The organism is Paenibacillus sp. V4I9 (assembly GCF_030817295.1).
GTDB lineage: Bacteria > Bacillota > Bacilli > Paenibacillales > NBRC-103111 > Paenibacillus_E.
Map to the genome: position 1 here is coordinate 7,748,082 of NZ_JAUSZE010000001.1, position 24,965 is coordinate 7,773,046.

Consider the following 24,965-nt stretch of genomic DNA (forward strand, 5'->3'; position numbering starts at 1 on the left):
CTCCTTCTCACATGAAGTAAAAGTCATTCGACATAGTTTGCGTTATTCCTTCAATACCTATAGATTGCTTTTACATACGTATATATTTTGAAAAAATTTAAAGAGAAATTGTAGCTTCGTCTAGCTTTCTGTAGATTCCCCACTAAGATGAAATCTATTAAAGCGCCACCAAAAGCTTTCTTGAAAAAGAAAGCGCTTAACAAGAGGGGGAATTATAATGAAAAAGTTCGGATTAGCATTTCAAATTTTGTTTGGTCTCATTTTGGGGATTATCGTAGGAGCTATATTTTTTGGAAACCCAACTGTTGAGAGCTACTTAAAGCCATTGGGCGATATTTTCATCCGTTTGATTAAAATGATTGTTGTTCCTATCGTCGTTTCTTCGCTTGTTGTCGGAGTAGCGGGCGTTGGGGATATGAAAAGGCTGGGCAAGCTCGGCGGAAAGACGATTCTTTATTTTGAAATCGTAACGACGATCGCCATTATTTTTGGATTAGTCGTGGCCAATCTGTTGAAGCCTGGAGCGGGCGTCAATATGTCTGCGCTTGCCAAGACGGATATTAACAAGTACGTCGAAGCGACGGAGAAGATGACCAACCATAGCTTCATTGATACGTTCGTCAATATCGTTCCGAGAAACGTGTTTGAATCTTTTGTTGCAGGTGATATGCTGGCCATTATTTTCTTCTCGGTATTTCTTGGCTTGGGTATTGCCGCAGTTGGTGAGAAAGGGAAGCCGGTTTTATCCTTCTTTCAGGGACTCTCAGAATCGATGTTTTGGGTGACCAACCAAATTATGAAATTCGCACCGCTTGGTGTTTTCGGATTGATTGGTGTGACGGTTTCCAAATTCGGGGTAGGCTCCTTGGTTCCACTGGGTAAGCTGGTGCTTGCTGTGTACCTTGGGATGTTCCTGTTCGTGTTCGTCGTGCTCGGCTTGATCTCGAAGCTTTGCGGCACCAGTGTAATGACCATTATTCGCATTCTAAAAGACGAGCTGATCCTCGCTTTCTCTACAGCAAGCTCCGAAACGGCAATGCCTAAGATGATGGAGAAAATGGAGAAATTCGGTGTACCGAAGGCTATCACCTCTTTTGTCATTCCTACGGGCTACTCGTTCAACCTGGACGGCTCTACGCTGTATCAAGCCATAGCTGCTCTATTTATTGCTCAAATGTATGGCATTGACATGTCGATCAGCGCTCAGATCACCTTGATGCTTGCTCTTATGCTCACATCCAAAGGAATTGCTGGTGTGCCGGGTGCATCATTTATCGTGCTGCTGGCTACGCTGGGATCGGTTGGGATTCCGCTCGAAGGACTTGCTTTTATCGCAGGAATTGACCGTATTCTGGATATGGCCCGCACGGCAGTCAATGTGATCGGCAATTCCATTGCCGCGGTTGTCATGGCGAAGTGGGAAGGGCAGTACGATAAGAAAAAAGGCAAGCAATATGTAGAATCTGTTAAAAAAGCTGCGTAATTGAAATCACTTGGGGGATAAGACAATGACAACAGCTCAGTTAAGGGTGGAAAAAGATTTTCTTGGTTCAAAAGAAGTGCCTATAGATGCTTATTACGGGATTCAAACACTGCGTGCAGTCGAAAACTTTCCGATAACAGGTTACCGCATTCATGAAGAATTAATTCGTTCGATGGCGACTGTGAAAAAAGCGGCAGCAGTAGCGAACATGGAGATCAGGCAGTTGAACCCTCGAATCGGGAATGCTGTCGTTCAAGCGGCACAGGAGATTATAGATGGTAAATGGCACGATCAATTCATCGTCGATCCGATACAAGGCGGAGCAGGTACGTCCATTAACATGAATGCCAACGAGGTCATCGCTAATCGGGCTATCGAGCTGCTCGGGGGTACTAAGGGAGATTATTTTGCAGTAAGTCCCAATACGCATGTGAATATGGCTCAGTCAACTAATGATGCGTTTCCGACCGCGATTCATATTGCCACACTCTCTCAGATTGAGAAGCTGCTTGTGACGATGGAAGAGCTGCTCGAGGCGTTTTGTATCAAAGCCGTTCAATTCGACGGTATTATCAAAATGGGCCGGACCCATTTGCAGGACGGCGTACCCATTCGACTGGGACAGGAGTTTGAGGCATATAGCCGGGTGCTGGCTCGCGATATTAAGCGTATTAAGCAAACACGTGATCATTTATATGAAGTCAACATGGGCGCAACAGCCGTTGGAACTGGCCTAAATGCAGATCCACGCTACATTAAGCGGGTTGTGGAAGTGCTCGCCGAGCTGAGTGGACTACCGCTTATCAATGCCGAGCATCTGGTGGATGCGACGCAGAATACGGATGCTTACACCGAAGTGTCGTCTGCATTGAAGGTGTGCATGATCAATATGTCCAAGATTGCCAACGACTTGCGATTGCTCGCTTCAGGACCTCGCGCCGGGCTCGGGGAGATTCAGCTGCCTGCGCGCCAACCGGGCTCTTCTATTATGCCTGGCAAGGTGAATCCAGTGATGGCGGAGGTCGTCAATCAAGTAGCATTCCAAGTCATAGGCAACGACCACACGATATGTCTGGCGTCCGAGGCGGGACAGCTTGAACTTAATGTGATGGAGCCTGTGCTGGTGTTCAATTTATTGCAATCGCTTAGCATGATGAATCAGGTATTCCAAGCATTCCGCGTGCATTGTTTGGAAGGGATCGAAGCTAATGAGGAGCGCTGCAAACAATATGTGGAACAAAGTGTAGGCGTGATTACGGCGCTTAATCCACATCTCGGCTATGAAGTGGTGGCACGAATTGCGCGTGAAGCCATTTTAACAGGAAAGCCTGTTAGAGAGCTCTGTCTGATCTACAATGTTCTGACGGAAGAGGAACTGCAGATTATTCTAGATCCGTATGAGATGACAAACCCGGGGATCGCGGGAGCTGAGCTGCTGGAAGGCAAGCAATAAAGCTGAAAGGAAAGGCTCGATTAGAGCAAAATTAAAGGGAGTGTGAACAGGAACATGTCAGTTCCAAGCGGTGCAACAACGTATATGATATTTCGGCTTCAAATCGATAAAGAGTTAACCTCGCTCGGCGATATCGCTGCTACCATTGAAAAGACAGGGGGAGACATTGTAGGCATAGACGTCATTTCTTCTGGTCGCACGAGTACTGTCCGCGATATTACTGTGAATGTTTTCGATCAAACACATAGCCAGCTTATCGGCGAGTCTCTTCAAAGTTTAAGCGGTGTAAAGGTGATTCACGTATCGGACCGGACCTTCCTTGTCCACTTAGGTGGGAAGATTGAGATAAATTCGAAAATTCCAGTCAAAAACCGTGACGATTTGTCACGGGTATACACCCCTGGGGTCGCTCAAATTTGTACCGCCATTGCGGAAGAGCCAAGCAAAGCCTATTTGCTGACGATCAAACGGAATATGATCGCGGTGGTATCCGACGGTACGGCTGTACTTGGGCTTGGCGACATCGGACCGTTGGCCGCGATGCCGGTAATGGAAGGCAAGGCGATGCTGTTCAAACAATTCGCGGGCGTGGATGCATTCCCAATCTGCCTTGACACGAAGGACCCGGACGAAATCGTCAGCATCATCAAAGCGATAGCTCCGGCGTTTGGAGGCATCAATCTAGAGGACATATCGTCGCCTCGCTGCTTTGAGATCGAAGAACGGCTGAAGCGGGAACTCGATATTCCCGTATTTCATGATGACCAACACGGCACGGCGGTCGTGCTGCTGGCCGGTTTGTTGAATGCGTTGAAAATAACTGGCAAACAAATGTCGGACATTAAAGTTGTTGTTAACGGCATTGGGGCGGCAGGTATCGCTTGCTCTAAGATGCTGCTTGCTGCCGGAGTGCGTAACTTAATCGGGGTGGACCGCTATGGCGCTATTAACCGAAATACACAGTACGACAATGAGCATTGGACCGAGTTTGCCCAAATGACGAATCCGAACCTGGAAGCAGGGAGCTTGTCCGACGTTATCCAGCATGCGGATGTATTCATTGGCGTTTCCGCTCCGAACATTTTAACGGTAAATGATGTCCGATCCATGGCGAGGGACCCCATTGTCTTCGCGATGGCGAACCCAATGCCGGAGATCGATCCTGAGCTTGCCAAGCCATATGTGAGAGTGATGGCTACAGGGAGATCTGATAAGCCGAATCAAATCAATAACGTTCTTTGTTTTCCCGGTATTTTCCGTGGCGCTTTGGATTGCAGGGCGAGTGAGATTAATGAGGAAATGAAGCTGGCGGCTGCTCAGGCCATTGCATCCGTCGTAACCGATGAAGAATTGAACGAGACTTATATTATCCCGAGCGTTTTCAACCAGAAAGTGGTTGAAAAGGTAAGGGAGGCTGTTGTTGAAGCTGCCTATCGTACAGGGGTGGCACGCAAGAGCATGAGAGATCCCAATAAGGAGTAGATCTGTCACTGTTCGCCTTAAAGAGATGATCTGAAAGGAAATCGTCATCGCATAGAACCGTTCCGTTTCTGGAGCGGTTTCTTTGCGTTTTTAGCCAATTTAAGTAGGTTAAGTTTCGTAATATTATGACGGTTTATGTCTCTTTTTTTAATAAAATTAGTTATTTAATCCTAGGACTTCTGGTACAATTTCATTAGGCGTCTTTAAGCGTCGATACTAAAATGAGGTGTATCATGAGCCGTATGATGTTTAGCAAAACCTATCAGACCTTTTTGCATAAATTCGCTGAATATAAGCAAGAGTATGGGAAAGTTTTTCTCTTATTCGCTTATTTATTTTGTGTCGTTTCAGCCTCAACCATCGGGGGAACCGCGGCAGATACGCTTTTTTTAAGCCGATTTGATAATTCCTATTTGTCCCTGATGTACTTGCCGCAGGCCCTCGTCATGATTATGGCGGGAATCCTTTTTCAGCGATACTCCCCGAAGGTTCGGTTGGAAAGCCTCATGAAGATCTTAATTCCGCTTATCTCCGTACTGGTTCTAGTTTCTAGGTTTGGTGTGGGACTTGAGCTGCGGTGGGTATTTCCCGTTATCTACATCGGCTATGTGAATTTTGATCTCGCTGAGCGTGGTGAGTTGGCCTTGTAAAGTCCATGTATTTCCGTCAGGGAGCATTCGGTAAGTGATGATAACGTACTCCGCGGTTTTGGTTTTGGGAACTTGGATGGAATAGGCACCTTGATCCGGATGGCAGGCATAGGCTTGTGAACAAACGGTTGGTTCTTGATCATGGCCAAGTATCGTGATGTGTCCGCGACGTACGATAATAAGTTGATGAAAATTCATGATCAAGTCGTAGTCCTTTCCTAATGAGCTTCTCTTTATTTGATAGTGACATAGATATGTATTCACAACCGTGTTTGACAACTAAAAAAGCGCCCAAGCGGGCGCTTTTTTAGTTGTCAAACACGGTTGTCCCTGTAGGATGACGGAGTCGTTTATCACATGGCGTATACACTTTTGATAATAATTTCAGGTAATTCTGCACGTTGTGCTTCATATTGCTTAGGCGTAATGCTGCCGCTGGACAGCCGTAAATTTAATTGCTCGGTTAACTCTGCTAATTGAAGCTCAATGACCTTCTGAACGTCAACCTTGTTGGCTTCGGCAATATCTGCAAGAGATAACCCATTATACTGGGCAATGTAAATGTCTTCCTCTGAGGACAGCCCCAGTACATGCAGCAGATCTTCTTTTATAGGAACAGTATTCTGTTTATTTGCAATTGGACTAACTCTTAAAGGATCAATCCATGTGGTTCCACCCATGCTTAAGGTAAGGGCCATTGTACTGATCAGGAGCATTTGCTTCCGGTTCATTGTATCCTCTTTTCTACTGATCAAACATTTGGTCATCATGCTTATCGCCGTACAAAGGTCATGTGCCAACTATCTGAACGACTCAAGGATCGTGAGTTCTTGGCTTTATTTACAGCACTTACGAGTAGAAATATAAGCAAATCCTCGCCAGTTGTATTATTAACTAATACTTTACGAGGCGTTAAATCACCAGCTCCCCCTCTGGCTATAAAGACGCCCGGCGAAGGTTCTGCCTCTATTTTGATAGCAAAGGCCTCGTTGTTAAACAAGAAGTTGATATCCCTCAAAATTAACTTTTGTTTACTTTTTACACGAATAAGTATTTGCTGCAGCAGTATCGTTTTCCCAACGCCAACCGAGATTGGTGAGCTACCGCCAACGATTCCATTAAGTTGAAGCACTATCTCCACCCCCAAAGATCTTGTGCTCCAGTATATTCGAGTAAATGCCAAGTGGAATGGGGGGATATACCTGAATAAACGATTTAGACGATTTTGAAACAAGTTAGAGGCAATAAAAAAAGAGCGTCTCCCCGGGGAGGCGCTCTTTTGAGTCTATCTAAATAACATTAAGACTGCCAGGCTCCAATGATAATGCCAGCAATCAAATAGGATACCAAGTGGTAGCCGATGGTAATGAAATACAACTGCAGCTTGCTATTCTCAAATAAATAATTCATCCCGATTTTCAGCGAAATGCTCAGCCCGATAAGTAGGCCTATCGTAAGCCCTGTCAACCAAGTTGTCTCACTGCCAAGCGTCAAGAGAAGTGCCAAGATAAAGGCGCCCCCTAATGCGGTTAGTGCCGTGAGGATGTAAGTGATGGGGCCTCCGCCTTTCATCTCTTCCATTTTCATATTTCGCAGCTTAACCCATGCGTTTCCGAATAAGACTGGCGAATACCACAGGAAACCAAGTACCATGGTACTTAATGTCGCCACAAGTACGGCAAGGTAGTTTACTTCTAATAGATTCAAGATTGTAGCCCCCATTAATAGTGGATTAGGTGTTAGGAGCATTGTATCGTGTAGTTTCTTGGTTGTAAAAGCTTATTTATAAAAACATCTGGTACGAAAGTATACCATTAAACACTGCGAAAGTAGTAGGCATAAATTACTCTAAAGGACGAAGTCACGAATCGTATGGCGGGATACAATAGGTTTGTAAGCGAGATCAGAACAAGAAGGAGGCAGGGCAGCACGATGATTCGTTTGAAACGCAAAGTGATGATCGTTTCATTGGGCCTCTCAACTTTCCTCGTTATGGGTACGGCTTACGCCTACTCTGATGTAAGTACGCCTTTGCAAAATTGGTATAAAGCAAGTTTCCAGCAGGGGACGAAAGAAGTGAATTCTATGGTCCAACAAGGGTTGGACGAAGCTTCTCAATCCTTGAGCGTATCGGTGAATGAATCGGCATCCAAGGCAAATGCCAACTTGAAGAAGATGGCAGATGACATTAGTCATAACGCAATCGGCAGCATAGAAGCGGCTCGCCAATTCTATGTTAGTCAAATCGAAAGCGCGGCAGAGCTTGCTAAGACGGGTGCAGCGGCAGATTTCGACAAGTACGTAAGTGCTTCGAAAAGTGCGAATGACCGTGAAATCGATCAATGGGCTCAGGAAACGATTCAAAGATTAACGTCGAAGCTGGGCAACTAGTCAGTCATGGTGAGTTATGGGTTCACTTCAGGTGAGCGCAATGAAACAATATACTATTTAAAGGGAGATTGATGAATGATGAAAGCATTGAAAAGTAAATTAGCAATTGGTGTTATTGCAACAGGTTTAGTAGCAGGTATGGGTACAGCATTCGCAGCAACAGACGCTGGTGGCCAACTTCAAAGCTGGTACTCCTCAGCATCAGCCATCACAAAAGGATTAATCGCTGGAGACGTTGCAAGCTATGTAGCTGCTAACAAAGAAAAAATGGTTACGGATTACAAAAATATTAATACTACAGCAGTTAACGATGTGAAAACAGCAGGTACAGCTGAAACGACTCGTGTACAAGGTTCCATTAACGGTCAATTGAACACATACACGACTGCTATCGACAGTAAAAACACAAGCATTAAAGGCAGCATGCCAGGAGAGTATGACAATGTTGTAGATACTGCAAACTTCTGGAATAATCTTGCTGTAATTGGACTTGGCGAAGTTGGCAAAGCAGACATCAAAAAAGATGTTAATGATCAAGGAAAAACATCCATCAACAACCTGACTACGGCTGTAGGTACAACTCAAACTCAAGCAGCAACAGCTTTGACTACGAAGATTGAAGCTACAAAAATAGAACTGAACACGTTGCTTGCTGCTGAAAGAACAGCTGCATCCCAAGAAATTAAAGACAACTTAGCTGCAAAAATCACAGCTAAATTAGCAGAACTTCAAGCACTTGCTGATTCTTTGGAAGAAGCAAACAAAAAAGGTATCAATGAAAAAGGTGTTTCCCTTGAAGCTGCTGGTAAAACAGCATTGGAAAATATCGTAATCAACGGATTGAAATAATAACATAGGCGAACAGGTCCCGGTGACGGGGCCTCAAGCTTACTTTTATTCACTAAGAGGAGAAGGAGGAATTAAAATGGTCACCAGAGATGAAAAGCAACGCAACCTGAAATCCAAACGGATTGTCGCAGCTGGAATTGTTTCTTTAACTGTTGTACTTACGGCGTCGGCCGGAATTTCCTATGCGGATATTGATATTGCGGGCTCCATGGCTTCTTGGTTCAATAAGAAAACAGAGCAAGTCATCCAAGGCTTGGATCAATCGATGAAGTTAGAGACCGAAACGCAGAAGGAACTGTTGAAGAAAGAATTGCAGCTTCGACTCGAAGCATCCTCCAGAAGCTTGGAATCATTCACGGAGGAGCAGAAGCGAATTCGTCTCCAGGCTCTTGGACAGTATGCGCAATCTTTGCTCGCCAGCACGGATATCAAGACCGCACAAGATCGTCAGCAAATCTTGAATAAGCTCCAAGCCATTGTGGATAGTGCACAGGGAGCGATGGATACATTAGCGAACAGCTATGTTCCGCCTGCACTCGTGTTCACGCCGAGCCTGCCGGTTGTCTTAGTTCTGCCACCAGGGGCACCGACACCGCTGCCTGCGCCAGCAGGACCTATGCAACCACCAGTACCAGTACCTGCGCCACAGCCGCCAACAGTAACGGATGATGTCTACGGGCAGCAACCAAAACCAGCAACCGTGGTTCATGTCACGTACAACCAACAATAATTGAGGTGAGAGCAGATATGACGGAAGAAATCTTGGAGCTTAAACAGCCCGCAATTAAGAAAAAAAGTGAAGTATGGGGTTGGATTCGATTCATTCTACTCCTGACTTTGGCCTTTATTTTGATTAATAACATGATTGGGCTTACGAGAGTTTCGGGTAATTCCATGAATCCTTCGCTAGAGAACGGCAATGTGCTGCTGATGAATAAAATATCGTTGTTCTTTTCAACGCCCAAATATGGAGATGTCGTCGTCATTAAGGATGAGCGACTAGGTTTTAGCATTATCAAACGTGTTATAGCGGTTCAAGGGGATCGCGTACTCATTCGTGATGGTGTCATATTCGTGAACGAAACTCCGCTGCCTGAGCTATATACAGCTGGGAAGTCGGAAGATATGGCTTTGCAGACGATTCCGAGTGGACACCTGTTCGTTGTTGGAGATAATCGGAATTTGGGTGAGAGCAAGGATAGTCGGGATCCTTCATTAGGGCCTGTTCATATCAAAGATGTGAAAGGTTATGCGGTCTTCTCGTTACTTCCTATGCATAGTATCACGGAACCGCTTGACCTATAAGGCAAAAAGATCCGGCGGGTTATCCCGCCGGATCTTTCCTTGTATTTATCGCTGCATTTCGAATTGCACTAGTCCTTTGGATAGGGCATATAAGGCGGCTTGCGTACGATCAGCTAAAACTAATTTAGCTAACACCTGACTCACATGTTTTTTCACCGTAAACTCTGTAATGTAGAGGGCGCTGGCGATTTCCTTATTAGAAAATCCCTTGCCCAGAGACATAAGGACTTCTAGCTCTTTAGGTGTTAGTTCAGAGAGCTCCTGCTCTTCGCTGCGGGATTTATCACCCATCATAGATCCCATTAGGACAGGGTCATAGTATTTACGACCACGGGTAACGCTTTCAACCGCATATAACAAGTCTTCGGGAAATGCTTCTTTCAAACAGACGCCTTCAACCTGTAAGGATTGTGCTAATTGAAGCTCACTTCGGGTTATCGATGAGGTTAAAATGATATATTTACAAGTATGTCCTGATCGTCGAGCCTCTCGAATCAAGTCCAGTCCATTTTCGTGCCCCAAATTTAAATCAACGAGTACAAGGTCAGGCTTTGTCTGCTCAAGGAGCCGTAGAGCCTCCTTCGCATTCGTGGCTTCCCCAACAACATTCATCGATTGGCCGGATGATATAATCGTACGAATTCCTTTGCGAACAAGCGGATGATCATCAAGGATAATCATATTAACCAAGCGGGTTCCCTCCAAAAAGATCTCAGCTATGTTATACTAAAATAGTACCAAATACCTATTACTATTTACCTACGTTTATCATTTGGCTCCATTGTATAACAAAATATGCTAAAAGACCATTAAGAATTCATAAAGTTTAGGAGAAGTTGGGCATGTCTTTACATAACAGAACAGGGTTATATTTATTTGTTGGCTGCAGATGGGCGTTGCTGCTGTATGGGCTCATCCTTTATTCAAAGGATGGCGGTGTAACGCCTGGACTGCTGTTGGCCGCGGTTCTTTTTCAGACGATATACAGCCTATTACAGTTAAATAAAATGCGTAGAAAAGCGGCGATTATGGCCGCTATCGCGGATTTATCCTTTGGGATTTATTTGCTTGGGCAGACGGGCGGCCTTTCCAGTCCGTTTTTAATCTTTAGTTTTACAGGTCTCTGGATGGTCAAACAATTCGTGAGCTGGAGACAGTACTATCCGATTATCCTGTTTTATGTAACCGGTATCCCCATTCTGTTTGCTATGAGGTCAGATGTTCTCATATATAGATATGTGCTGGCTCATTTTGATTACGGCTTTATCGTATTCGCTTTCTTTTGTGTAGTAAGTCTAGTGCACTATGTGCTGCAAAATCTATGGAAACAATTTCGTAAGCTAGTTATGATCTATTCTTCTCGTCACATGACCGCACAGCCAATGAAGCAAGGAACGATTTCCTATGTAGAGGAACTGCTTCAGCATATTTTAGATGAGCGGGAAGTGATCCTTTGCGTGGAAAGTGCCTCTCGTTACGAAAAGGTTCAAAGTTGGAAGCATACGTATTTTACGAATTATATGAAACAAAATAGGCCGCGCAGCCAGAAGATTTACACCCAATTACCATCACCTACAGGTGAAGCTTTGCCTTATTACATCCAAGTCCTTCTGGACCGTAGTGGGAAAAAGTATGGTTGGCTGCTTGTTAAATCAGGCAAAAACGAATTGTCTATTTCACACAAAATTTATATTCAATTAATACTTATGAAGCTGGAAGCTTTCCATTTCGTCAACGAGGAATTGCTAGATGCTCAAGAAACTGCTGTTGCCCTCGAACGCGATGCTATTGCTCAAAATATTCATGATGGTATCGCTCAGGAACTTTTCTTTATCTCTATTCAGCTGTTTCAATTGAAAAATGCGCTTCCCCCGGATGTTCGCGAGGAGACGCTTCCTTATGTGACAGAGATCGAGAAAAAAGTGAAAGAAAGTCATCGTGAAATTCGTCAATTCATCATCGAGCTTAAGGATGAGAAGAGAAAATTCAATCTCCATAGTGCCATTGAGAAGCTGCTGCACCGTGTTACTGAACATACCGAGGTGGTGCCGATCTTTGAGAACATCGGTTGGGCAGCGCATGAGCAGCTTGATATCGAAGAAGCGATTTATCACTTGGTAGAGGAAGCAGCCAACAACGTCATTAAACATGCCAAAGCTAAACATATCCATGTGAGAATTGAAGTCACGAGTATACAATGGTCGATTATTATTAAGGATGATGGCATCGGAATGCAGATATCCGAGGTGTACGAGCAGGGGCGATTTGGGCTGAGAGGCATGGAGAATCGGATTAAAGCCTTGAATGGAGCGATTTTTTTTCAATCCGAAGCTGTCATGGGTACGACGGTTACAGCCTACATCCCACGTGAAAGGAGTATCGCCTATGTATAAAGTAGTCATTGCTGATGACCATTGTATCGTAAGAGAAGGTCTTCATATTTTGCTCAACAGCTGTGGGAGTTACGCGGTTACGGGTGAGGCGACGAACGGAAATGAAGCTATTGCGCAATCGTTAGCGTTAGTACCCGATCTCCTTTTGACAGATCTGAAGATGCCCGGCACTTCTATTATAGTGGGGGCTAAGACCCTTAAGCATATGTATCCGCACATGAAAATTATCATTTTAACAGCTGTTGATGAGAGTGAGGATATTTATCGGGCTTTCAAAGCGGGGATTGACGGGTACTTGATGAAAGATGCGAGTCCTGAAGTGATTCTATCCACCATTGAGGATGTCATGAAAGGTGCCTCTATCTTCCAGTCGAAGGAGAATATAAGCGATCAACCTGATTCAAGAAGGAGTTCACTATGATGAATTTACAACGATTCGGCCAACTGCCGGTTCATCAACTATTGATGGCTATCATTGGTAGTATGTCTTCTATTTGTGCACTGAGTGGCTTGTCATATTGGTTGGTTAGCGGTAACTCCGAGTCTAAGCTGTATATGATGACCTCGTTTACCGTTTCTCTTTTTGCTTGGGCGATGTACGCGATTCAGAAAAGTATGCCAAAAGACAGTCCATATGTGAATCTGATAACCCCATCATTACTATTCTTGGTAATTGTTATTATCACATTGTACAACCCTGTGGCTCTGCATCAAATGTGGGTTGCTCTTATCTTTTTCCCTGTTATGCTCAGTTTATTGGTGGAATTTAGGGTGTATGTATATGGTTCTATCATTTTTTCACTGTATTTCTTACTCTTTCAAATTTTTGGTCCCACGTATGGGAATGACGACGGGTTCTCTCCTATTATTATGGCGACGACAAAAGGTGTATATGCATTAGGCTGCGTGATCTTAGGCGGAATTATTATTACATCCTTTAATCAACATAAATGGCGCGTTGAGGCCGCAGCTTTTCAGCAGCAAAAACAACAAGTGATTAACATTTTGCAATGCTTCATCCCAGTAGGAGAACGGAAAACACAAACATCGCGTAAAGAAATAGGTGAAATGAGTGTTCTGCTCAAAGCACTTGTGAATGAATATGGAAGCTTGCGTGTGCAAGATTGGGAGATTGATTTATTGTCACTCTTGCATTTTGTAAGCAGGGTCAAGCTGCCGGATTATATGTTTGAAAAAGAAGAGGAATTGACAGAGTTCGAGTACGAAGTGGTGCAGGAGCACTGTTTCATGGCTAAGGAATTGTGTGAGGGCATCCCCGATTTTCTAGAGGTCGAGAAAGCGTTCCTTTATCATCATGAAAAAGTAGATGGCACTGGCTATCCGTATCGTCTTGCAGGTGATCAGATACCGCTGCTTTCGCAGATGCTCGGCTTAGTGGAAGTGTTCCTCGCCATGACGACGCCGCGGTCATATAGACAAGCCACGTCGCAGCGCGAAGCTTACGCTGAAATTCAGAAGCTAGTCGGACATGCTTTTCGAGCTGACATTGTGGACGCTTTTGGGAAGGTGATAGATTGAAAAAGAACACATAATCTTCGTCTAACTTGTGGCATATTAGTAACAGTCTAAGTAGGCTGTACCATTCCACAGAAGGCAAGGAGTGAATGTTTAACCGTGAAATACATGCGAATTCTGACGATCGTGCTCGCTATGCTGCTCGGGCAAGCGACGATGGCATCTGCCGATGGAACTTATCATTTTGGGTTTAAGAAAAGCGTAAACGGACAGCCTCCGTCGATTGATGAAGAAGGCTTCAAAGGTCTTTTGAAGCAGCGAGGGGCTATTTTTACAGGAGATCCAGCTATCAAGGAATTGTACTTAACCTTCGATAATGGTTATGAGCAGGGCTATACCGGTAAGATTTTGGATGTGCTGAAGGAGAAGCAAGTACCCGCGATTTTCTTCGTGACGGGGCATTATATCAAGACGGAGCCTGAACTGTTAAAGCGGATGGCACAAGAAGGTCACTTAATTGGCAACCATTCTTGGAGCCATCCGGATATGAGTCAAATCTCAGCAGAACGCATCCAAAAAGAACTGAATCAAGTGAAAGATGAGGTCAGCGCCGTCACTGGACAAAAGGAGATGCGCTATCTGCGCGCGCCGCGGGGGATATTTAGTGGCCAATCGTTAGCGGTTAGCCAAGGGCTAGGCTATACGAACGTATTTTGGTCCGTCGCTTACCGCGATTGGGAGCCCAAGCATCAGAAGGGTCGGGAGTATGCGTACAAAAATGTGATGGCGCAGCTGCATCCAGGTGCCGTCATTTTGCTCCATTCGGTATCCAAGGATAACACGGAGGCACTGGCCAAAATCATTGACGATGCGAAGAGTCAGGGCTACCAGTTCAAGAGTCTTGATGAGATGCAAAGTCGGACGCCATAAAAGCTAAGAAGGATGCCCCGGTAAGGGCATCCTTCTTTTGTGTACATTAAGCATCTTTGCTCAAGTAGTTCTCAACAGTCGATTGCGATTTCTTTTCTTGCAGCCATGTAGAAGACAGGGTAGACAACTTTTGGTTGGTTAATGTTGTTTTAATATCCTCCTTTTTCTCTTCCATTGTAGGCGTGTAGGCCGCTTTACGGTCGGTTACTTTAATAATGTCGTATCCAGTACTTGTCTGAACGGCACTGCTTGTTTCACCTACTGCTAAGGCGAAGGCCGCGGTATCAAAGGTTTCCTCCATGTTACCGCTAGAGAAGTAACCTAGAGCTCCGGCTGTATCTTTGGTTGCTGTGTCTAGGGATTTGTCTTTGGCAAGCGTGGCAAAGTCAGTACCTTTTTTCAACTCAGCTAGAATCGCATCTGCTTCTTCTATGGTCGTGACCGAGATGTGAGAAGCCTGAATTTGCTCAGGGACCTTCAGTGATTCGATATTTTCATCATAATATTGTTTGATTTCATCATCGGAAATCGTTATTTGAGGTTCTAGAATTTTTTTCAAGAGAACTTGAGTCTTCATATTTTTCTTTAAATCGTCTAAAGTCATGCCATAAGAGGTGAGTGCTTGCTGAAACTCATCATTAGAAGAGTAGGAACCTTGCATGAATGAGATTTCTTTCTGAATATCTTCATCTGTGATTTGAACGCCCGTCTTCTGTCCTTCTTGGTTAATAAGTTCCTCAGTGATTAAAGAGTCCAGTGTCTGCTCACCGCTACTGACTAGCATGGCTTCATAGAGCTGGTCAGTGCTGATATTGACGCCATTAACCTTAGCCATGGCTGCTGATGCCGCCTGGTCTGTTTTCTTAAGAGGTGGATAGACGATGAGATAAGCGATAAGACTGAGTAGCAGGAGAGAAGATACCCATTTCCATGTACGATTTGCTGATATATGTTTATTCATTATGAATGCTCCCTTCGGTTTCAGTAATTTGAATGACTTGACCTGATGCCTATTATGCCGATTGAAACTGAAGCCCACTTGAAAGCTGACTGAAAGTTTGATGAATGGATAGGCTGAATTTGCCATTAACAAAGGGGGGCATCCCTGAATTTAAATTGTATACAAATTAATTGTTGACAATTATAAATGGAATTGGTATGATTCATTCATAAAGTTGTTTCAAATTAAATTGCTAACAAATAAAATGAAATCATACATTACCATGAAGCATCAGAGGAGGCGTTCTTATGCATCACAAAGCGATTATTATCGGAACTGGACCAGCAGGGTTAACCGCAGCGATTTACCTGGCAAGGGCGAACATGTCGCCTTTAGTCATAGAAGGTATACAGCCTGGTGGGCAGTTAACTACCACTACTGAAGTAGACAACTTCCCAGGATTCCCGGATGGCATCACGGGGCCGGAGTTGATGGACAACATGCGCAAACAGGCATTGCGTTTCGGCGCTACGATTCAATCGGGTCGGGTCTCAGAAGTCGATATGTCCAAACGCCCATTCACCTTGTTTTTAGAGGATGGAAGTCAATTGACGGCGGATTCGTTGATCATTTCCACAGGGGCAACGGCCAAGAAATTGGGCATCCCCGGCGAATCCGACAATATTGGTAAAGGTGTTAGCACCTGTGCAACTTGCGATGGATTTTTCTTCAGGAACAAGAAGATTATCGTAATTGGCGGTGGGGATACAGCGATGGAAGAGGCGCAGTTCTTAACTCGTTTCGCTTCTGAAGTGCGCGTAGTGCATCGTCGTGACGATCTGAAAGCATCGAAAATCATGCAGGATCACGCCCGCGGCAATCAAAAAGTGGCCTGGAGTCTCAATCGGACACCGCTTGAAGTCGTTGCTGGCCCTCTTGGAGTAACTGGACTTAAGGTGCTTAATAACGTTACTGGTGAGGAAGAGCTGCTGGAGGCAGACGGTATTTTTCTGGCGATTGGACATACTCCGAATACTAGCTTCCTAGGCGGACAGCTGCCAACCGATGAGCTCGGATATTTGCAGGTTATTCCCGGAACGTCACAAACGACAGTACCTGGCGTATTCGCCTGTGGGGATGTGCAGGATCGCATTTATCGCCAAGCGATTACATCAGCAGGAAGCGGTTGTATGGCGGCGTTAGATTGTGAACGATTTATTTCAGAACAGCATGCTTAATGCATTTTAATATAAAAGAACCTTTAGGAGGAATTAGCCATGTCAGTTAAACAAATTTCCGATGCCACTTTTAACAATGAAATTGAAGCGGGTATTGTACTTGTAGATTTTTGGGCCCCTTGGTGTGGACCTTGTAAAATAATCGCTCCCATTTTAGATGAACTTTCTGCTGAAATCGGCGATGCGGCCAAGATTGTAAAAATCAACGTGGATGATAACCCAGAATCCGCTTCCAAATATAACGTCATGAGTATTCCTACATTGCTTGTTTTCAAGGATGGTCAACTGGTTGATCAGATGGTTGGGGTACAAACCAAAGAGAAGCTTAAAGCGGTTATTGAGAAAGCATAACAAACAACAAATCTACGTTTTAAAACATATAAAATCACAGGAGGAATACGTATATGACACAGGTACAAGAACGCACAGGGGTAGCAACAGTTGGAGGAAATCCAGTTACATTGTTGGGACCGGAAATCAAGGTTGGGGATCAAGCGCCAGATTTTAAGGTAAATAAGGATTTGATGACAGAGGTAAGCCTATCGGATTATGCAGGGAAAGTGAAGCTGATTTCGGTCGTCCCTTCCGTGGATACAGGTACATGCGATGCACAGACGCGGCGTTTCAATGTGGAAGCAGATAAGCTAGGAGATAATGTCGCTATATTGACGATTTCGGTGGATCTTCCTTTCGCACTGAGTCGTTTCTGCGGGGCTGCAGGCATTGATAAAGTCGTAACCTTATCGGATTATAAAAGCCGCGCTTTCGGTCAAGCGTATGGTGTCTTGATTAAAGAGATTCAGCTCGATCAGCGTGCGATATTCATCTTGGATGAGAACAATACAGTTCGTTATGTGGAGTATTTAACAGAGATGAAGGAGCATCCGAATTATGATGCGGCTTTAGAGGCTTTGCGAGTGCTTGTTTAAAAGAGTTATTAAAGAGAGCAGCATTCCCAAAAGGGATTGCTGCTTTTATTAAGTTAGTGGGTAAGGTGAAGCTTACCCCCTGTTTAGCATGTTTAGCTATGGATTTTTTGCTAAGCTGAGTGCGATTGTCGATTCAATGCATAATCATCGGCTCGGTGAGTGACTAGGTTTTTCTGGTTAGGAAGCAAGTTGTACAACGTACAACTTTACACGGATGAGCAAGTGGATGTTTCAACAAATACGTCTATAACAAACATTCTCGCCCAAGGACGGCGTAAGCCGGTTTTATTGTTTCACATGTGAATCCCAGCTGATAGCTGGAGCCCAGGTAATCCCTTCAACAGATACGGGTGAATTTTACCCTTGTTAGAAGGGAGCATGCAGGCAATGCTCAGCTAGTGAGTGAGCGATACCATGCGGCTGCCCTTGACCATAGCTGCGCTGCACAAGGGGCACGCCTTCGCCGCAAGCTTCGCTTCCTGCGGCGAAGAGATGCGTGACCAGGCCTTGCAGCCGGCCTGCTCGCAGATCCACGCCGCGACTCGCTCAGTCGCGGCGGCGGGTTTCCCAGCAGCGGCCGGGCGCCACACCGCTGCTCCACCCACAGCCGCCGCAGGCTTGCGGCTGACAACAGGGTCCGCGCCAGGGAACGCGGACAGCAGGAAGCGGGAAGGCTCCGCCTTCTTCCCGCGATAAAACGCCGGCGAGCTGATCAGCAGCTCAGCCTTGGCGCGCGTGACGGCGACGTAAGCCAGCCGTCGCTCTTCCTCCAGCGCGGCGGTTCCCTTGTCGCGCACCGCAACTCCAGCCAAATTAACATCGTCCAGATGGCTGGCATCGAGTGCCGAGCTATGCGGCATATTGCCCTCAATCGCACAGAGCAAGTACACGATCGGGAACTCCAGTCCCTTCGATTTATGAATCGTCATGAGCGAAATTTTATTCGCGAATTGTTCTTTTTGGAGCCTACTCATTTCTGTGCGTTTTTCCGCGACCTCATGGATAAAATAAAGAAATTGCTCCACAGTATCGAACCGCTTGGCAGAAGATTCCAACTCGTCCAGCGTTTCCTTCAGCATCTCTCTGTGACTCGTCAGCTTGCTGCGCTTGTTCGTCTCTAGAAAAGCATCATAGAAATCCTTGCGAATCGCTTGAACGGCAGCGAACGGCTTCATTTCAGCAAGCGATTTAATGAGCCGGATGCGGCTTTTGAGCTTTTCTTTCTGGAAATCTTTCAACTGCGGCAGACCGAGAAGGTGGATGAGCGGCCATTTTTTCGCCTGAATCGCTTCCTGATCTTGAATAATCCGCATGCCTTGGTCTCGTCCTATATATAATGAAGGGAGGACACCTTCTATGGCCTCGAAATTGCGTCGCTCATGGGCAAGCCTTAAGTGATCAATAATCGGCTTCACCATCCACTGATCGTAGAAGGAGTCATTGCTTCCGTAATCCACAAAAGGCAAATTATGAAGAATCAACTGCTCGATAATCGCCCGACTATTGCTTGCTGTCCGATACAAAATAGCGAAATCACCATACTGGCTGCCACCCTCGGATACTTTGATCCGAAGATCGTTAATTAACCAATCGGCCTCGTCATCACTATTCGTGGGTTTCACATATTGCGGCTTCCGATCACTTTCCTTCGTGGCGAGAAGGGTCTTCGACTTCCGCTGCACATTGTGTTTGATGATGGCATTCCCCAGACCGACGATGCTTGAAGTAGAACGGTAATTAATATCAAGAGTGACCGTCGTGGCAGCAGGATACTTCTCATGAAACTGTAGAATAAATTCATTTCGCGCACCATTAAACGAATAAATCGTCTGGTCATCGTCACCGACAACCATCAAATTCTCGTGGTTCTTTGCAATCATTTGAATGATTTCGTATTGCACGGTATTCGTATCCTGGAACTCATCGACACTGATATAAGTAAACTTTCGCTGCAGCGAGCGCAGGACATCCGCGTTTTGCTGCAATAAGTGGTAGGCTTTGATCAAAATATCATCAAAATCAATCTTCTGCTGTTCCATTTTCCACTGCTCATACTGCATGAAAATCCGCTTCACTTCTTTATCTTCTTCCGTTCCTTCAGGCAGGTCGTCGACCTCGATCAGCTGCATTTTATAAGAAGAAAGCAAGGAAATGAGCACTTCAGGTTGGTATGTATCCTGCAGCCCCATGCCCAGCATGATGCGTTTGAAGACGATTTGCTGATATCGGCCATCACTCAGAATCTCTTGTTGTAACCCGTTCATTCGCAGTAATCTTAGGCAAAAAGCATGAAATGTACGCACCTGCATCGTATTGGTCATACTATGATCAAGGCCCGGCATGGACGTGAGGCGTTCACGCATCTCTTCGGCAGCCTTTTTCGAAAAAGTAATCAACAACAAATTCGACGGATGGACCCGGTGAACACGAAGTAAGTAAGCCACTCGGCACACTAGAACAGTTGTCTTCCCAGAACCGGCTCCCGCTAGGGTAAGTAAGGGACCTTTGAAATGGCGCACAGCCTGAACCTGTGCTTCATTCAGCAGAATCTGATGGCTTTCCAAGTCGCGGAAAAAGTAAGCGTCACGATCGGCATCGGACACAAAATCAGAACTATTCGTTAAAAGCGCCATACGCGCATGCGGGATAGGCCGCTCCGTGGTTTGTTTCGTACCTAATGGTGTAGGGTAAATAGAAAGAGAAGTCAAAATCATCACCTGTTTCATAGCAATACTGGACTACCTATTCTATCACATTTATAGACCGATGAAAGGACCTATATACATATGGGGATATCTTACTTAAAATTGCTTTGGAATCAGTTCGAAAAGCACGATGCCACAGGGCTTGCAGCCCAATGCGCCTACTATTTTCTGCTATCCCTGTTCCCTTTTCTGCTCTTTATTCTGAGTTTATTGGGGTATTTGCCCTTCTCTTCGGACGATGTCATAGGGCTTATTAAAGAATATATTCCTGGGGCAGTTGCCGGCTGGATCGAGGAAACGCTTAGCAATCTGCTTGATGTGAAAAGAGGAGGCACACTTTCCTTCGGATTAATATTGGCCTTGGTGAGTGCCAGCGCAGCGATGAACGCGATCGTCATTGCCGTTAATAAAGCTTATGGGCTGCCGGAGCGAAAAAGCTTCATTCACTCGCGCTTGCTCGCCGTGATGCTGACGCTTGGCATGCTCATTGTCATCGCTTCAGCGCTGCTGCTCAGTGTGTTTGGCCATTGGATCGGGGATTGGACACTTGCCAACATTTCGATTTCATCGAAGCAAGTAGATTTATGGAACAACCTGCGCTGGATCGTAAACTTTGTCATCGTGTTTGTGGTTTTCATCGGTATTTACTATATAGCGCCCAATACGTGCTTAACCTGCAAAAGCATCCTTCCTGGAGCGATATTCGCGGCAGTTGGGTGGCAATTAACATCCCTCGGCTTCTCCTTCTATGTCAACAGCTTCACCAACTACAGCGCGACTTATGGCAGTGTCGGAGGTATTATCGTGCTCATGACGTGGTTCTATATTTCGGCGCTCATCATTATCATTGGCGGTGAAATCAATGCGATAAGGCATGTGAAGAGCCAGATTCATACGGTTCCATTGGATAAAAAGGATACGACAGCGAATAAAAACCGTTTCTGATTGTTGGTCAGAAACGGTTTTTTGTTCTACCATGTCAAAACGCCACCATCCACTCGTTTCACACCGCGAATTTTTCCAAGCTGCTCCGCGAGCCGGAACAAGGTTAGATCCTTCATTTTGGCTTCGATCATGACGTCGATCCGGGGGAGGCCCAACACGTCAGGGACCAAGTGGAGCTTGTTCAAACAAATTTGCTGCAAAACCTACATCAAATTTCACGGTAGCTGCACTTACCGCGTAGATTATCTGCATTTCCTACATCAAATTTTCCCGATAACGAGGGTTTTCAGCCTTTTGGGCGAAATTCAGGGGAGATTCTTCACAAGCTACCCAACAAAAAAAGACACCCTGAGGTGTCTTTTCAGAACATTTCGTATAAGTCTGGTGAAGGAAACACCAGACGGTTATTCTAAATGACTAAACCCGCTCAACCTTCAACAGGTTAGTCGTGCCTGATTTCCCTACAGGGATACCGGCGGAGACGACAGTGATGTCGCCCTTCTTCACGTAGCCGAGCGTCTCAGCTTGCCCGATGGCAGAGCGGATCATCGCGTCAGTGGAGTCGCAGAATTCGCCAAGGATCGGGATAACGCCCTGGACCATGCTCAAGTAGTTGATCGCATATTCATTGGACGTCACCGCGATAATCGGTGCTTCTGGGCGGTACTTCGCAATCATCCGAGCAGTGAAGCCGCTCTCCGTTGGCGTCAAGATCGCTGCAGCATGCAGTTTGTTAGCGGATGAGACAACCGCTTGGCACAGCACCTCAGTCACTTCGTTGTTCGACTGAAGCTGCGCGTCGATCAAGGAGCTGCGCTCCATGGTTTGCTCTACGCGCTCGGCGATCGTCGCCATCATCGTAACGGACTCGATGGGATACTTGCCTGCAGCTGTTTCGCCGGAAAGCATGACAACGTCGCTGCCGTCGAGCACCGCATTCGCCACGTCACTCACTTCTGCGCGTGTTGGGCGAGGGTTGCGCTGCATGGAATCCAACATTTGCGTCGCCGTAATAACAGGCTTGCCAGCTATATTACAAGCGCGAATCATGTCTTTCTGCGCAATCGGAACTTCCTCCGTCGGAATCTCGACGCCTAGATCGCCCCGCGCGACCATGATGCCGTCGGAAGCTTCAAGGATCGAAGCGAAGTTCGTCATGCCTTCTTCGTTCTCAATCTTCGAAATAATCGGTGTAAACGCTGCGCCATGCTGTTCCAAAATTGCGCGAACTTCTCTAACATCGTTTCCATTTCGTACGAATGACATTGCGATGATGGAAATATTTTCTTCGACTCCGAACTTAATATGCATCACATCGCGCTCAGTTACACCGGGCAGGGAGGTGCGCACGCCCGGCAAATTAACGCCTTTACGCTGCTTCAAAACACTTTGATTCAAAACGCTGCAAGTTACTTCAGTACCGTCAATCATTTCTACACGCAGCTCGATAGAGCCGTCATCGATAAGAATGAGATTCCCCGGCTGAACATCCTGCGGAAGGCCAGGGTAATTCACGGAAACACGGCTGGAATCGCCGATAATTTGTTCAGTTGTAAGCACAATGTGATCGCCGCTTTGCAAATCGTAGGAAGCATCCTTCAATTGACCGATGCGGATTTCCGGACCTTTAATATCCATCAGAATAGGGATGATGACACCAAGCTCCCCAGCTGCTTGACGTACGCGCTGAATGCGTCCCCGGTGCTCATCTAAATCGCCATGAGCCATATTCAATCTTGCGACGCTCATGCCTGAGCGAATTAATTCTTTAAGAGTAGGGACGGAATCACAAGCAGGTCCCATGGTACAAATGATTTTTGTTTTACGCATGGTGTTAGAACTTCCTTTCAATAGTGACGAATGAATTTTGGCTTCATTATATGCCTAAATGAGCCGAAGTTCTATGAACTATAGTATGATGTATGTACTATAGTATTCAGGAAGGTGCCATTATGCAGGTAATAACCTTTACGTACGACAAGAGCAGTAATTGGTACAAGGAAGAGTTGGAGGGATGCTCCCATTGGACGCTCGTTCTCGTTACCTATGGCCGATGTGTGTATTGGATCAATGAGAAGAAGCAAGTCGTTGAGAAAGGTCAATGGCTGCTTATTCCGAGCAAAACTCCCTTTTATGGAAGAAGTGTGCCGACCCAGATCCATGAAAAGTACGTTGTTCAATTCATCGCCGGAGCAGCATCTGAACAGTTCCCTCTCCTCCAGCTGCCGCATTACACAAGTCGTTTAACGGGTAAATACGAGTTAATTGTCGATCGTTTGCGCCTTATCCATCAGCAGTGGCAAGACAAGCAATCCTATTACCAAACTCTGTGTGAAGCTTTGCTCAAAGAGCTGTTTGTCTATCTTCATAGAGAGTGGGACCAAGATACAACAACTACCGCTACGGCGCAGCTAGTGGAGCAGATGAAAGGCTACATTCAGAACCATTACCGCGAGCACGTGACCAAAGACGAGCTTGCCGCGTGCATAAGCCGATCTCCGAACTACACGGCGGCACTCTTTCGCAAAGTGACAGGTCAAACGATCAGCGAGTTCGTCCATGCCACAAGGATCAAAACGGCCATTTACATGCTAAGACATTCTGCGCTGTCAGTGACCGAGATCTCCGAGTTCATCGGGTACAATGACCCGTCTTATTTTTACCGTGTATTCAGGCGTCTAACCGGCTTAGTGCCAACGGATTTAGTATCCGACCGTGAAACGATTCGCAAGTAGTACTTTACTTACATCGTACCGCCGCCTCGGCGTACTTCGGAAGGGATTTGTTCAGGTCCTTTATCAATGTTCTGGTAGATGAATGTTCCAACACTTGCTTCATCAAACTTTGTAAGCTGCATCGTTTTCGTCCATGCGGTTACAACGACCTCTTGATCGTTAGGTACATCTGGATTCGGTACAGCTAGTACACCGGCGCCGGCTTTCTTGAAATGCGTTAAATAGTCGAGTCGATCTAGCAGTTCCTTAGGAGCATCTGGGTGGTAATGAATGATGATATCGCCGTGCTCTAAATTATGAACAAGCATTTCATAAGAGGGTCTTTCCTTATAAAAACCGAACTTTAAGTCATGTGGACTGTGTGTACCGGAGGTCGGGATTTTCATTTCATAGGAAAGTGTACCCTCAGCATGCCCTCGTCCGTAATCTTTATCTGTCACAACCTGGATAGGAGTATTAAAATTCAGTTTTTCTACACTGTATTTGCTGGAATTTTGCTGAATAAGCGAGGTTCCCACACAGCATATCGCGATAATAACGAGAGTGTGAGAGAGAAGCAGCCAGGTCTTTTGCTTTTTTTTCAGAACCTGTTTCTCCACCTTTTTCAATCGACTTGTGTTCTGTTTGTGCGCTTTCGCGGCCAACACATAGCCAATAATCGACAAAACAAAAATAGCCAAGCCTATATAGAGCAAAATAGCCGTAAAATCAGGTCCGTGCTGCATGGTTGAATGATCCATTATAATTGATCTCCTCTTAGATTAAATTTAAAATACCAACACTACATATTGTAGTTACACTATTACCTAGAAGTCAATTTCTGCGTATTCCATCGAGGCTGCTCGCGCAGGTGAGCATGGTAAAGGCTTTAAGAATTCAGCTGAGAGCGTTGATCAGTTGTTCGAAGTCATCAACAATAATACGGCTGAAGTCATGGAACAAGCGGAGAACCTGCAGCGCATGATTTGCAGCATTTGATTGAAAAATAGAGCGAATGTTCAAAAAAAAGGATTGCCAAAAAGTTGGTAATCCGCTACAGTTAAGCCAAATGAATAGCAACA

26 protein-coding genes are annotated in these 24,965 nt (G+C 45.6%); 17 read left to right on the forward strand and 9 right to left on the reverse strand.

What is annotated here, in order from left to right; all coding sequences use genetic code 11:
• The first annotated feature begins 217 nt into the window (after nt 1–217).
• From QFZ81_RS35735 to QFZ81_RS35750, 4 genes are all read left to right on the forward strand, one after another.
• The gene (locus QFZ81_RS35735) at nt 218–1,483 is read left to right on the forward strand and encodes a cation:dicarboxylate symporter family transporter (protein ID WP_307436072.1); all 1,266 of its coding nucleotides are present in this window, start codon (nt 218–220) and stop codon (nt 1,481–1,483) included.
• A gap of 25 nt (nt 1,484–1,508) precedes the next feature.
• Nucleotides 1,509–2,936: an aspartate ammonia-lyase gene (gene aspA, locus QFZ81_RS35740; RefSeq protein WP_307606531.1), complete on the forward strand. Its 1,428-nt coding sequence runs from the start codon at nt 1,509–1,511 to the stop codon at nt 2,934–2,936.
• A gap of 54 nt (nt 2,937–2,990) precedes the next feature.
• Complete coding sequence (locus QFZ81_RS35745; RefSeq protein ID WP_307606533.1) at nt 2,991–4,418, forward strand: NAD-dependent malic enzyme; 1,428 nt, start codon at nt 2,991–2,993, stop codon at nt 4,416–4,418.
• A 233-nt stretch (nt 4,419–4,651) separates the two neighbouring features.
• Nucleotides 4,652–5,068 carry a hypothetical protein gene (locus QFZ81_RS35750; protein ID WP_307606535.1) on the forward strand — a complete coding sequence of 139 codons (417 nt, stop codon included), beginning with the start codon at nt 4,652–4,654 and terminating at the stop codon, nt 5,066–5,068.
• 353 nt (nt 5,069–5,421) lie between these two features.
• Here QFZ81_RS35750 and QFZ81_RS35755 read toward each other — a convergent pair whose 3' ends face one another.
• From QFZ81_RS35755 to QFZ81_RS35765, 3 genes are all read right to left on the reverse strand, one after another.
• Nucleotides 5,422–5,799 carry a hypothetical protein gene (locus QFZ81_RS35755; RefSeq protein WP_307436060.1) on the reverse strand — a complete coding sequence of 126 codons (378 nt, stop codon included), beginning with the start codon at nt 5,797–5,799 and terminating at the stop codon, nt 5,422–5,424.
• A gap of 41 nt (nt 5,800–5,840) precedes the next feature.
• Nucleotides 5,841–6,200 carry a hypothetical protein gene (locus tag QFZ81_RS35760; RefSeq protein ID WP_307436056.1) on the reverse strand — a complete coding sequence of 120 codons (360 nt, stop codon included), beginning with the start codon at nt 6,198–6,200 and terminating at the stop codon, nt 5,841–5,843.
• 167 nt (nt 6,201–6,367) lie between these two features.
• On the reverse strand, nt 6,368–6,775 hold the full coding sequence (locus tag QFZ81_RS35765) for a DUF1761 domain-containing protein (RefSeq protein ID WP_307606537.1): 408 nt from the start codon (nt 6,773–6,775) through the stop codon (nt 6,368–6,370).
• Nucleotides 6,776–7,000: 225 nt separating this feature from the next.
• Between QFZ81_RS35765 and QFZ81_RS35770 the strand changes: the two genes are divergently transcribed.
• From QFZ81_RS35770 to lepB, 4 genes are all read left to right on the forward strand, one after another.
• A complete protein-coding gene (locus tag QFZ81_RS35770) occupies nt 7,001–7,459 on the forward strand; it encodes a hypothetical protein (RefSeq protein ID WP_307606539.1) in 459 nt (152 codons plus the stop codon).
• Nucleotides 7,460–7,534: 75 nt separating this feature from the next.
• Complete coding sequence (locus tag QFZ81_RS35775) at nt 7,535–8,308, forward strand: hypothetical protein (protein WP_307606541.1); 774 nt, start codon at nt 7,535–7,537, stop codon at nt 8,306–8,308.
• Nucleotides 8,309–8,384: 76 nt separating this feature from the next.
• Nucleotides 8,385–9,038, forward strand: a complete 654-nt coding sequence (locus QFZ81_RS35780; RefSeq protein ID WP_307606543.1) for a hypothetical protein — start codon at nt 8,385–8,387, stop codon at nt 9,036–9,038.
• A gap of 17 nt (nt 9,039–9,055) precedes the next feature.
• Nucleotides 9,056–9,613 carry a signal peptidase I gene (gene lepB / locus QFZ81_RS35785; protein ID WP_307606545.1) on the forward strand — a complete coding sequence of 186 codons (558 nt, stop codon included), beginning with the start codon at nt 9,056–9,058 and terminating at the stop codon, nt 9,611–9,613.
• 45 nt (nt 9,614–9,658) lie between these two features.
• Here the strand turns inward: lepB and QFZ81_RS35790 are convergent, their stop codons facing one another.
• Entirely contained in the window at nt 9,659–10,294 is a 636-nt protein-coding gene (locus QFZ81_RS35790; RefSeq protein ID WP_307607124.1) for a response regulator, read from the reverse strand.
• Between the two features lie 161 nt (nt 10,295–10,455).
• Between QFZ81_RS35790 and QFZ81_RS35795 the strand changes: the two genes are divergently transcribed.
• The 4 genes from QFZ81_RS35795 (at nt 10,456) to pdaA (ending at nt 14,412) form a co-directional block, all read left to right on the forward strand.
• Complete coding sequence (locus QFZ81_RS35795; RefSeq protein WP_307436040.1) at nt 10,456–12,006, forward strand: ATP-binding protein; 1,551 nt, start codon at nt 10,456–10,458, stop codon at nt 12,004–12,006.
• Nucleotides 11,999–12,427 (forward strand): response regulator, encoded by a 429-nt coding sequence (locus QFZ81_RS35800; protein ID WP_307606547.1) that lies wholly within the window; start codon nt 11,999–12,001, stop codon nt 12,425–12,427. Before QFZ81_RS35795 ends, QFZ81_RS35800 begins: the two co-directional genes overlap by 8 nt.
• Nucleotides 12,424–13,545 carry an HD-GYP domain-containing protein gene (locus QFZ81_RS35805; RefSeq protein ID WP_307436034.1) on the forward strand — a complete coding sequence of 374 codons (1,122 nt, stop codon included), beginning with the start codon at nt 12,424–12,426 and terminating at the stop codon, nt 13,543–13,545. The genes QFZ81_RS35800 and QFZ81_RS35805 overlap by 4 nt, the downstream gene beginning before the upstream one ends.
• A gap of 132 nt (nt 13,546–13,677) precedes the next feature.
• Nucleotides 13,678–14,412 (forward strand): delta-lactam-biosynthetic de-N-acetylase, encoded by a 735-nt coding sequence (gene pdaA, locus QFZ81_RS35810; RefSeq protein ID WP_373463801.1) that lies wholly within the window; start codon nt 13,678–13,680, stop codon nt 14,410–14,412.
• 46 nt (nt 14,413–14,458) lie between these two features.
• On the opposite strand, the gene QFZ81_RS35815 is transcribed toward pdaA, so the two are convergent.
• Complete coding sequence (locus QFZ81_RS35815; protein WP_307606550.1) at nt 14,459–15,373, reverse strand: peptidyl-prolyl cis-trans isomerase; 915 nt, start codon at nt 15,371–15,373, stop codon at nt 14,459–14,461.
• Nucleotides 15,374–15,660: 287 nt separating this feature from the next.
• Between QFZ81_RS35815 and trxB the strand changes: the two genes are divergently transcribed.
• The 3 genes from trxB to tpx are packed head-to-tail and all read left to right on the forward strand — an operon-like array spanning nt 15,661 to nt 17,519.
• Complete coding sequence (gene trxB, locus QFZ81_RS35820) at nt 15,661–16,590, forward strand: thioredoxin-disulfide reductase (protein ID WP_307436029.1); 930 nt, start codon at nt 15,661–15,663, stop codon at nt 16,588–16,590.
• Nucleotides 16,591–16,629: 39 nt separating this feature from the next.
• Nucleotides 16,630–16,941: a thioredoxin gene (trxA, locus tag QFZ81_RS35825; RefSeq protein ID WP_307436026.1), complete on the forward strand. Its 312-nt coding sequence runs from the start codon at nt 16,630–16,632 to the stop codon at nt 16,939–16,941.
• 53 nt (nt 16,942–16,994) lie between these two features.
• Entirely contained in the window at nt 16,995–17,519 is a 525-nt protein-coding gene (gene tpx / locus QFZ81_RS35830) for a thiol peroxidase (RefSeq protein WP_307436024.1), read from the forward strand.
• A 395-nt stretch (nt 17,520–17,914) separates the two neighbouring features.
• Here tpx and QFZ81_RS35835 read toward each other — a convergent pair whose 3' ends face one another.
• A complete protein-coding gene (locus QFZ81_RS35835; protein ID WP_307606551.1) occupies nt 17,915–20,245 on the reverse strand; it encodes a UvrD-helicase domain-containing protein in 2,331 nt (776 codons plus the stop codon).
• A 60-nt stretch (nt 20,246–20,305) separates the two neighbouring features.
• On the opposite strand from QFZ81_RS35835, the gene QFZ81_RS35840 reads away from it, so the two are divergent.
• The gene (locus QFZ81_RS35840; RefSeq protein ID WP_307436019.1) at nt 20,306–21,169 is read left to right on the forward strand and encodes a YihY/virulence factor BrkB family protein; all 864 of its coding nucleotides are present in this window, start codon (nt 20,306–20,308) and stop codon (nt 21,167–21,169) included.
• 26 nt (nt 21,170–21,195) lie between these two features.
• Here the strand turns inward: QFZ81_RS35840 and QFZ81_RS35845 are convergent, their stop codons facing one another.
• Both QFZ81_RS35845 and pyk read right to left on the reverse strand, forming a co-directional pair.
• Nucleotides 21,196–21,354, reverse strand: coding sequence for a hypothetical protein (locus QFZ81_RS35845; RefSeq protein WP_373463755.1), 159 nt, complete (start codon nt 21,352–21,354; stop codon nt 21,196–21,198).
• Nucleotides 21,355–21,586: 232 nt separating this feature from the next.
• The gene (pyk, locus tag QFZ81_RS35850) at nt 21,587–22,999 is read right to left on the reverse strand and encodes a pyruvate kinase (RefSeq protein ID WP_307606553.1); all 1,413 of its coding nucleotides are present in this window, start codon (nt 22,997–22,999) and stop codon (nt 21,587–21,589) included.
• A 122-nt stretch (nt 23,000–23,121) separates the two neighbouring features.
• Between pyk and QFZ81_RS35855 the strand changes: the two genes are divergently transcribed.
• On the forward strand, nt 23,122–23,904 hold the full coding sequence (locus QFZ81_RS35855; RefSeq protein WP_307436014.1) for a helix-turn-helix transcriptional regulator: 783 nt from the start codon (nt 23,122–23,124) through the stop codon (nt 23,902–23,904).
• 8 nt (nt 23,905–23,912) lie between these two features.
• On the opposite strand, the gene QFZ81_RS35860 is transcribed toward QFZ81_RS35855, so the two are convergent.
• On the reverse strand, nt 23,913–24,644 hold the full coding sequence (locus QFZ81_RS35860; RefSeq protein ID WP_307436011.1) for a DUF3105 domain-containing protein: 732 nt from the start codon (nt 24,642–24,644) through the stop codon (nt 23,913–23,915).
• Nucleotides 24,645–24,965 lie beyond the last annotated feature (321 nt).